The organism is Succinimonas sp. (assembly GCF_045225735.1).
Lineage (GTDB): Bacteria > Pseudomonadota > Gammaproteobacteria > Enterobacterales > Succinivibrionaceae > Succinimonas.
In genome coordinates, this window is record NZ_JBGVBR010000336.1 from 1 (window position 1) to 4003 (window position 4003).

General features: G+C 49.8%; 2 protein-coding genes. Both read right to left on the minus strand.

Translation table 11 applies throughout. The annotated features are described in order from the left end of the window. Positions 1 to 1686 (minus strand): SUMF1/EgtB/PvdO family nonheme iron enzyme, encoded by a 1686-nt coding sequence (locus ACJROR_RS11935; protein WP_406547221.1) that lies wholly within the window; start codon positions 1684 to 1686, stop codon positions 1 to 3. A 19-nt stretch (positions 1687 to 1705) separates the two neighbouring features. Further along, positions 1706 to 4003 (minus strand): ABC transporter permease (locus ACJROR_RS11940; RefSeq protein ID WP_406547222.1); only part of this gene is annotated, 2298 nt, incomplete at its 5' end.

The window sequence follows — 4003 nt, forward strand, 5'->3', positions numbered from 1 at the left end:
TTATTTCAAATAATCCTTTTTCCAGCCTGAGCTATTGGAACGCTTGGTCTTTTCATAATCCAAATAGTGTTTTTTGGTAATGTCAATTTTGGCTATCTGATCCTTTAAATCCTTCTTCCGAGCTTCTGCTTCCTTATCCTGAGAATGCATCTCAAGATTAAGCTTAGTCTCAATTTTCTTTTTATGAGCAGAAAATCCCTCCAGCACCAGATCCTTGGGAAGCTTAATGAGTTCCCCCATAATCTCGCTGTAGTTTTCAATTCCGGATTTTACGTTGTACTCATGCTGCTCAGCTCTTTTCTGAATGTTTTCAGATGTTTTATAAAGCTCGGCATTCTCTTCCTTTAAAAATTGCAGCATCTTCAGATTCTGATAGAGATACATGCCTCTTTCGCAGGCTATTTTCACCCAGACCTTGGCAGAATCCTCATCGGCCTTTCTGCGGATCTTGACCATATCCTGCAAGGCCCCTCTGGTGCCAGATATCTCCTTTTTGAGAGAATCATAAAGTCCGGCCTTCTTAAGGGCCTGGCTGATAGACTCCAATCTCTGCAAAGCCTCTTCTGCCGGCACGGATTCCTGAGTTTCCGTATCCGCCACCGAAAGGGCGGCAGGCATTTTTGCTCCCGCTCCCTGACGATGCTTTGGCCAGGCTTTTTTGATCTCGTCTATAGCTTTGTTATCGGTCTGCACCGGGCTTCCCAGAACCAGCCTGAAGCCCATGGTAGGCTTAACATTGGGCTTCATCCCCTTTTCAGCAGAACCCAGATAAAACGGCTCCTCGGTTCGTTTAAAGGACGACAGATCATCCTCCTCTGTCAGGTAGTGGCCGCCTCTTGCGACAAAACCTCCGCTGCGCCCCTGATAATACTCGATATAGTAAACGCTGGTGGTCATTTCCGTTACATTTCCCAGCATATCATAGAGCCCCAGCGGGTTGGGCTCAAGTTTGCCCACCTTCTGAATCTTGCCATGGGATGAGGAAGGCCCGGAAAACCATTCATAGGCCGCCAGTTCTTCATTCTCATCATCATAGGGATACGGATTGTCAAAAACCGTTTTTTCCACAGCATTGCCGCCTCTGGCAGCAAACTCCCATTCCGCCTCGGTTGGCAGCCTGACAAATCCCGGATAGACACCTGCTGTCGGAAGAGAGGATCTTTCGTGTTCGTAAAGATACTGGTTAAGCTTGTCTATAAAGTTCATCGCCTGAAACCAGGAAATTCCAATGGCCGGATAATCGTCAACAGGCCTTTTGATATCCTTTTTGTACTGATCTGAGAGATCCTCTCCGGTTACCGCTTTATACTGACCGGCCGTGATCTCGTAGGCCCCCATATAGTAATAGCGGCTTTGACTGTCCTTAAAGCCTCCTCCGATAACCACTGCGGTAGGAGGGTTTTTATAACCGTCCGAGCCTTCTGAATCCTCGCCCATTTTGAAGCTCTGCCCGTCCAAAGGTCCGGTGCCGCCTTCAACCCGGACTTTTTTAAATACGAAGGAGGTATTACCCGGGCCCTTCAGAGTCAAAGTATCGGGGTCATCCGCCGCCGCGGCAGTTTCGCACAGCAAAAAGGCCGCGCCTAATACCGGGGAAAGCAGGGCTGTCAAAAGCTCCGGCTTTCTGCCTCTCGCAAAAAAACGGCTATTTTCCGTCCGCCGAGAGCCTTTAAATGATAAAGTCATTCTTTATTTCCCCTGAAAATTATTCATCGCGGAGGGATTCCGACGGATCGATATTCATCACCTTTCTTGAGGCAACCAGACCTGATATCGTGGCAACGCCGAAGGCTATCAGATAAGTGGCCGCAAAATGCATATAATCAAGATGGCAGAATTTTTCATTGCCCTGAAGCTGATATGAAAAGCTGTCATTAACAGCATACGCCAGTCCGGCATAAACTCCGAAGCTGATAATAATGCCGCCTGAGGTCAGCATTATAGAGCATACCAGAGGATAAACGCACAAATGAGCTCCGTGCACTCCCAAAAGCCGCAGAATCGCAAGTTCCTTTCTCTTTCTTTCCACATTGGCATAAACATTGGCTATCAGGCAGCAGGCCGCTCCGGCAATGGAGGCGGCGGCAATCATCCAGAAGAGCAGAGCCAGATAGCGATCCAAAGTGAGTATTTCTGAAATCCGATCGGCCTTGCTCACCGTCTTTATTCCTTCTTCCGTGAGCTTTTCCTGAAGCAGTATCACGTCATCCAGACTGGAAGCGTACATTCTGAATCCTGTATACCCCCGTCTTTTAAGGAGGAAGGCCTTTTTTCCGTCCGAGGACAGTCCGTCTGCCAGTTCTCGCTGCGAAAGGAGTCCCAGCTGTCCCAAAAGCTCCGGAGAGGTCAGTATGACATCAGATCCGGCAAGCTCCGGAAGAGGGCGGAATTCAGCGGCAAATTCAATGGCTCTTTCCCGGGGATCTGAGTTTTTCTCGGCTTTGTCATAATTGAAATAGCTTACCTTTACCTGCTGCTTTTTGCCGGACAGCTGGCGGGCAATTTCAGGAGAGGCATAAAAAACACGTTCCTCGCTGCCTTTTCCGAAATCGCACATCCGCTGTTCTCCGGAACACAAGCTGCCGTCATAAACAGCTATTCCGGAAGGAGCTCCGGAAGCGGGTTCTGCCCCCTTATCCGGCGCATCTTCAACCGCAGCAGATAGTAATGGTTCCTGGCCGTCTGGGGAAGATTTAGGGAGAGTTATCCGAAGCTCGTTGTCATTGCCGGAAAGCTCCTCTTCCTCTTCAATGACTTCCTCGGCATCCTTGGAATCAGCAGATTTGCCGAAATCATCATAAAAGCTTTCCACCGGGCTTATATCGGATCTGTTATCACTGTCAGCTAACGGGGCATCAGCCGGCGCCGCACTCTCAGGAAGCACAGGCTCTGCGTCATTTTCGATGACTTTCTCAGCCTCATTCTCTACGTTATTCTCTTCGTCATTTGCAACAACCCTGCTGTCATCAGAAGCTTTATCGGGAGATACAGACTCGAAAACAGCTGTGTCAGCCTCCTGTGATACGGAAGGCTCTGCCGGAGAATTATCAGGCAGAACCTGAACCGCCTGAATCACCGAGGCTTCTTTTACAGAATCGGCATCATTTGCAGTATTTGCAGATACCGGCTCCTCGGCAGGCGTTTCCGCAGGGCGGGGCAGCGTTTTGCGAAAGGCTGTCAGGGATCCCAGATTAAACTCCTTTCCCCCCGCCTCTAAAGTCAAATAAGGATTAGCCGGAATCACCCAGGAATCTCCCCGGCCTCTGAGCTTGTCGGAGAGTATGGCAAGATCGTCCTTTTTGGCCGGCATCCCCACGGCTGACAGTTTGTAAATATAGTAATCACTGCTCAAAAGGGGGTGAATATCCTTAAGATCGTTCCTTTTACCAGTATCGGGGGCAAATACATTTTGAATTTTGACAAACCCCGTATTCTGAACCAGCATCGCCTCTCTTACTGAATCCAGCCGGCGGTCAGTCGCCAGGATCACCTCCGGAACTACCGGGAAGGCCTTGCTGTCAGCCCCTTTCCATCCCAGCTCCGGAACAGCAAATCCGTCCTTGAAGCCCTCTATCTGTTCCAGAAAGCCTCTTTCGATGTAGGCAGCAGCTACCATTCCTGCGGCATCAGGAAGCACTCCTGCCACGGTGAGCTCTCGTTTTTCCCGTACCTTTCCCTGATCCCGGGATACTGTTACGATAACCTTCGTTCCCTTGTCGGCCTGAATTCTGCGGGCCGCCTCCTGAGTCAGCACACAGCTGCCGGAATCAGGAACAGAAACTCCGTAATGAGCCAGCAGAGGATCTCCTTTGGCTGTAGGATACAAATCCAAGGTTTTCTTCAGCTTGCCGCCGGATGCCTGAAATTCCGCGCTGGCAGCCAGTCTTCTGGTGCGCGGGATAACAAAGGATACCAAAGGGTCTTTTCTTTTGCTGTCAAACCAGCCATCTTCATAACGGTTTTCGTTAACTGAAATAATTTCCATGGTGGCCGGATTGCTGAG

What these genes read in the sequence shown, in the direction of transcription:
- ACJROR_RS11935 (WP_406547221.1), bottom strand. Translation starts at nt 1,686, where the DNA reads ATGACTTTATCATTTAAAGGCTCTCGGCGGACGGAAAATAGCCGTTTT.